This window comes from Frankia sp. CeRuru1, assembly GCF_977966315.1.
Window position 1 is genome coordinate 1 of the sequence record NZ_CDWWEW010000414.1, and the last position, 4,275, is coordinate 4,275.

3 protein-coding genes and 1 pseudogene are annotated in these 4,275 nt (G+C 67.8%); 3 read left to right on the top strand and 1 reads right to left on the bottom strand.

Annotated features, from left to right (window positions below; all coding sequences use genetic code 11):
- Window positions 1–205 precede the first annotated feature (205 nt).
- A complete protein-coding gene (locus tag AC08OP_RS21605; protein WP_476615853.1) occupies window positions 206–1,186 on the top strand; it encodes an FtsX-like permease family protein in 981 nt (326 codons plus the stop codon).
- On the opposite strand, the pseudogene AC08OP_RS21610 reads toward AC08OP_RS21605, so the two are convergent.
- Window positions 1,180–1,659 (bottom strand): annotated as a pseudogene (locus tag AC08OP_RS21610) (ABC transporter ATP-binding protein); the annotation flags it as partial. The gene AC08OP_RS21605 and the pseudogene AC08OP_RS21610 sit on opposite strands and share 7 nt — an antisense overlap.
- Window positions 1,660–1,751: 92 nt before the next feature.
- Between AC08OP_RS21610 and AC08OP_RS21615 the strand changes: the two are divergent.
- Entirely contained in the window at window positions 1,752–3,488 is a 1,737-nt protein-coding gene (locus AC08OP_RS21615) for a recombinase family protein (protein ID WP_476615854.1), read from the top strand.
- A gap of 133 nt (window positions 3,489–3,621) precedes the next feature.
- On the top strand, window positions 3,622–4,275 hold a 654-nt coding region (locus tag AC08OP_RS21620), incomplete at its 3' end, for a hypothetical protein (protein ID WP_476615855.1).

Sequence of the window (4,275 nt, forward strand, 5' to 3'; positions counted from 1 at the left end):
CACCAAGACCAGCACCCACACCCAGGCCGTCGTCTTCCTGGCCGGGATCCTGGTGACCATGGCCGGGATGATCATCGCCGGACCCTGGCTGACGATGGCCAGCGCCCGGCTGATGGCCTGACGCGCCAGGCGGGCGGCCACCCTCATCGCCGCGCGTCGTCTGGCCGACAACCCTCAGGCGGGCTTTCGCGCGATCGGCGGGCTGGTGCTCGCCCTGTTCGTCAGCACGTGCGCGACCGGGATCATCACCACCATCGTCGCGTACAACGGCGGCACTACCGGTGGGCAGGCCGCGGGCGACGCGACCGTTGTCGCCACGCTGAGGGACGGCCCGGCCGCGATGAACACGACCAGCTCGATCCCCTCCGCCACGACTCGAGCGCTGGCCTCGGCCTCAGGCGTCATGGGGATCGCGCTGATCCACGCCGCTCCCGGCTCCGATCCGCGTGAATACCTGCCGCCCGAACTAGTCTCCTGTGCCCAGCTTGCCCGCGTCCCGACGCTCGGTCGCTGCCCGGCCGGCGCCGAGGCCGTGACCATCCGGCTCCGCGTGGGCGGCTCGGTGGTCGACGTGGCTTCGCCAATGGCCGACACCACGTGGCCGGCGGCCGGGACGTCCGTCACCGAGTTGGACCGGCTTCCCCTCGAGGAGATCGTCGTCGCCACGGACGGGTCGACGGCTGCGGTCGAACGGGTCCGTACCATCCTCGGAATCGCCTACCCGAGAACGTTTCCGCCCGTGACCTTCGCGGAGGCCGACGCCCAGAGCTCGTGGCATCTTGACAGTTACCGGCGGCTGGCGGACGTCGTGATTCTCACCAGCCTGCCCATCGCCGGTTGTGGCTTGGTGGTCAGCGTCGCCAGCGGCCTGGCCGACCGCAAACGCCCGTTCAGCCTCCTGCGCTTTGCCGGCGCGCCACTCACGGTGCTGAGGCATGTTGTCATCCTGGAAACGGTCGCCCCGCTCATGCTCACGGCCGCCGTTTCCGCCGGATCCGGGTTGCTCGCGGCCCAGCTCTTCCTGCGCGCGCAGCTCGACGAGGCCCTCCATCCACCCGGAGCCGGGTACTACCTGCTCGTCATCACCGGACTCGTCGCCTCCCTCGCCGTCATCGCGTCGACCATGCCGTTGCTGGCGCAGACCACCGGACCCGAGATCGCCCGCTCGACGGCGGCGGGTCAGTGATCGCCTTCGGCGAGTTCGTCGACACCGAGCTCGGCCAGCAGCGTGGAACGCAGCCGGTCGAAGGCGGGGTCGGTCCGTCGCCGAGGGGACGCCACATCGACCGGAACGTCGAGGGAGAGCCGTCCCTCGGTGAGGACGAGCACCCGGTCCGCGAGCAGGATCGCCTCGTCGACGTCGTGCGTGACGAACAGCACCGCCGGCCGGTGACGACGGCACAGCTGCTGGAGCAGGGCGTGCATCCTGATCCGGGTCAGGGCGTCGAGGGCCCCGAACGGTTCGTCGAGCATGACGAGGTCCGGCTCCCGGACCAGCGCCCGGGCGAGCGCGACCCGCTGTGCCTCACCGCCGGACAGGGTCACCGGCCAGGACTGTTCCCGCCCGGCCAGCCCGACCTCCGCGAGCGCCGCCCGTCCGCGTTCGGCGACGTCGCGGCCGGACAGACCGATCGTCACATTGGCCAGGGTCCGCGTCCAGAGGCTGGGGACGATTCTAATATCGAGACATGGCAACGACGCGAGAGGGACCGCTTGCAGGCGGGACGGACAGCGGTGACGACGACCGGCCGGTGATCGACGTCTACGGTCGGCTGTCGTACCGTGACGACGGCTCTGTGATCAACGTCGATGAACAGATCGACATGGGTAAGACGGACATCGCCCGGCGGGGTGGTGTGCTGGGCCGGATATGGCGGGACGATGCGAAAAGCGCGTGGAACCCGAAGGTTGCCCGGCCGCAATGGGACCGGCTTATGGCCCGGTTGGAAAGCGGGGAAGCTCAGGGGGTGTGGGTTCTTGATGTGACCCGGTTTTCCCGCAAGATTATGGAGGGTGAGCGGCTTGTCGAAGCCGCACGGGCAGGACGGCTTATTTGGTCGTCCGCTGGAGAGTATGATCTGAATACGGCGGAAGGCAGGCGGATTTTCCGCAAAGAAATGGTGGATGCCGCCGCTGAGTCCGACAAGATCAGTGAGCGGGTGCGTAGGGGAAACCGGCGGAAAGCGGCCCGTGGGCGTAATCCGCATGGTGGCGGTCGGGGTTTTGGGATGCCCGGGTTTCTTCCTGCCCCGTCGGGGTGGGAACCGGGCGATCTCCGTACGCCGGTGGAGAGGGCGGTGCTAGACGCGGAACAGGCGGTGGTCCGGGAATGCTACCGGCGTTTGCTTGCCGGTGAAATCAAGGTGGCCCCGCTTGCTGCGGAGTTGAACCGGCGTGGGGTGCGTACGGTGAACGGTAATCTGTGGACACGTAAAACCCTGGTAAACACGCTGATCCGTCCGGCGTTGGCGGGTGTCATCATGGTGGAGGGTGATGCGGTCGGGAATCGCCGTGGGTTCGACCCGGTGGTGTCCGAGAAGGATTGGAGGCTGATGTGCGCGCTGTTGGCCTCGCGGCGGCCGGGCCGTCCGGCGGGACAGCGGCACGTCCTGTCGGGTCTGCTGCGCTGCCCGTGCGGTTCAAAACTGTACGGCCGGAAGAACGTTCATCTACCACCCTACCCGGACGGGAAGGTGAAACGGGCCTACCGTTGCCACGTCGACGTGGCGATCGGATGCGGTAACTACATTGACGCGCGGGTAGCGGAGGATGCCGTACGGACAGCGGTGATCGCACGCCTGTCGGATCCGCGATTCGCGGCGGACATTGCCGAGCGTGCGGACACCGCGAACCGCGAACGTCTCAGTACAGAAAGCGAGCTTGCCCATTGGAATAAGCAAGCAGACGAATTGTCGGAGAAAACAGGGGCATGGACGGTGGCCCGGGTCGACCGGGCCATGAAGCCGATCACAGCGAAGATAGAGGAACTACAGACAAAGCTGTCTGCCTTGGATATCCCCGCCGACCCACGGACGCTGACGCAGGACATAGAAGCACGGTGGACGGAAGCGGAAGCGGACGAAGACTTTGAGGCCCTACGGACCATGATCCGCACCGCGTTTCCGCTTCTGATTCTGCGGCTACCTGTCCGCTACGGAGATCACAGTGTGGCGCGGTTCGACTGGGAAGGCACGGGCAAGGAAATACCGGCTCTACCGGACCCGGAAACCGTGCTTCGGCGGTCCCTCGCCACACCCGAGGGACGGACGGTGAAAGAACTGTGCGCCGACACCGGCATGTCCTATTCGTGGGTGTACCCACGGGTGAAAAAATGGGAAGCCGCGAGCGTGGTGGTGAAGACCCGAGCTGCGCACGGTGGTCTCGGTCAGGGTGGCGGGATGATCCCTGCCCGGTACGCGCTGGTCACCCCACCCCCCACCCGCGTGGACCCGAGGGGCACGGCGGACATGCCCCCCACGACCCCGTAGCGGGGTCCCCTAAGCACGGTCCCCATGACCGGACGGCCGGACCGGCCGTTGTAAGCGGCTCCCGGGTTGGCGGGCCAACGCCAACCCGGGGCCTTGATCCCCATCCCCTGAATCCAGCAGGAGTCGAAGACCCATGCCTATCGTGCCTGATGACGAGCGCACCCCGTATGACGACCGCCCGTTGGCCTACGTGCTTCCCGCGTCGACCGGTGACCGGCATCTGATGATCCTGCCCGGTGCGGATCCGGATGATTTGATGGCCGCGTGCGCTGATCTGCCGTCCGGTGCGGTGTACCGGGACTTCCGTGGGGACCGGCATCACGTCGCGCTGGTCTTCCGTCCGCTTCCGTTCCCGACCGCCGGGAACGACGCGCCGACCGTCCCGGACGGTCCCCTCGCGTCCGGCGGGTGGGTGCCGACCGTGCCGCATGCGGGGCGCACCGATCCCTTGCAGGATGCGACGCGCGGACCGCGTGCCCGCCATGATCGGGCGTTGGTTCCGGCGTTTTGGACGGTGGTGGACGGGCGGGTGGTTGCTGGCCCGTGGGCGGACCGGTATGACGCAGTCCGGGCGGGGGATGACCATCCCGGTAGCGCCGTCGGCTACGGGGTGGTAGCGGCGGACGGGACGCTGACGAGCCGTTCCGCACCGGATGATCTCGCGTTCAATCGCCTGTGGTCCGAACAGGTCGCGCGGCTCACCGATGACCATGGGGGGAGGGTGCGCGCGACCCGGGACGCTACCGCGCTGCTCACGGTGCGGGTAGCGCGTGCGCTCGTGCTGGCG